This is a genomic window from Nonomuraea sp. NPDC003707 (assembly GCF_053587055.1).
Genome location: NZ_JBSFNK010000126.1, coordinates 1 through 1450, shown reverse-complemented (window position 1 = coordinate 1450; position 1450 = coordinate 1). Strand labels below are relative to the sequence as shown.

Genomic DNA, 1450 nt, shown 5'->3' with positions numbered 1-1450 from the left:
GTGGCGGACCCTCCAGCACATCACTGTCAGCCCCAGCAGAATCGGCGACATCGCCCGCGCAGCACTTGTCCTCACCCATTTCGAGCACAACTACCAACCGGCAATTCCCTGAGATCACGACACTGAGCGACATCAACCGAGGATTCTCATAATCCGTGGGTCGTGGGTTCAAGTCCCACCCGCCCTACCGACATCACCGTAGGTCGAAAGCCTGTTTTGGACGATGCCAGCGGGTCGTTAATGATCTGCCCAAGATCATGTTCCCGCATCTCATCATGTGGCGGTCGACGTTTGATCATCTCCGCGCGCCGCATCCGCCCGCCCCCGCGTCCTATCATCATGCGACCTGCACCGGCTTCCGCCTGCCGACCACGCCAGTAACTTCACGAGCCGTTCTCTACGGCCCCGAAGTCGCCCTCTACCTCACAGCCGTCCACGACATCGACCCCGACACCGCCCTGTTCATCATCACCGAAATGGCCACCGGCCTCCGCTGGGGCGAAATCGCCGGCCTCCACGTCACCCACCTCGACCCCGCAGGCCCCAACTCCACGACGTCCAGACCTACGCCTAGCTGCTCGACGAAAACACCGGCCGCCGCCGATGGCAACTCAAGCCCTACCCCAAAGGCAAGAAACAGCGCGTCGTCCCCATCAGCCCAGACCTCGCAACCCAGCTAACCCGCCGAATAGAGGAATGCCACGCCGACCAGCCGCTCTTCCAGAACCGTACCGGCGGCTACATCGACTACCACGGCCAGCGCAACCGCGCCCTTGCACCGGCCCTCACCCTCGCCCACGAACGCGGCCTGGCCAAACACATCACCCCACACGCCCTCCGCCACACCATGATCACCATGATCCGCGACGGCGGCGTCGCCCCCGGCATCATGCAACTCATCGCAGGCCGCTCCTCCTACCAGAGAACCGCCACCTACTCCAATCAGCACACCCCAGCCCAGAGAGATCTTGTCCTCGACGCCGTGCAACCTGTCATTACCGCCGCCAGCGCGCTATTCAACATTCCAAAGCCCTAACCGGTCCAGGTGAACGACCCTCGTATGGAAAGTCCGCAGAGTTAACGGTTTAGCCTGCTGGCGTCCACTCAGCACTGACCGGCATTCCCTCTCGACACCCCACGGTTTCTTTCGGTCGGGAACATGTCCGCCAGAACGGGGCAGGCGCAGTCAACTGCCGAGAGCTGGCGCGTTGGCCGCTTCATGACGGCTCGAATCCACTCCCGACAGCCGGCGCTGCCGCTTGCAAAGGCCGCAAACGCTGGATCACTCGCTGGAAAGCCGCTATGAACGCCTTCGCCATCACCTTCGAAGGCCGCCTGACCCCGACCACCCGTTAATCAAACAAGATCGAGATACACCACTGACTGGGCTCTGGCCCACTTTCGGTGGTGACGGAACGTGATAGCTCGTGTCGGTACATGGCTATCTCGC

The 1450-nt window shown here is 62.2% G+C and carries 2 protein-coding genes; both read left to right on the top strand.

Going from position 1 to position 1450, the window contains the following annotated elements; genetic code table 11:
• The first annotated feature begins 257 nt into the window (after positions 1 to 257).
• Positions 258 to 680 (top strand): hypothetical protein, encoded by a 423-nt coding sequence (locus ACWDRB_RS67810; protein WP_449912900.1) that lies wholly within the window; start codon positions 258 to 260, stop codon positions 678 to 680.
• Positions 575 to 1036 carry a tyrosine-type recombinase/integrase gene (locus ACWDRB_RS67805; protein ID WP_449912902.1) on the top strand — a complete coding sequence of 154 codons (462 nt, stop codon included), beginning with the start codon at positions 575 to 577 and terminating at the stop codon, positions 1034 to 1036. The genes ACWDRB_RS67810 and ACWDRB_RS67805 overlap by 106 nt, the downstream gene beginning before the upstream one ends.
• The last annotated feature ends 414 nt before the right edge of the window (positions 1037 to 1450 follow it).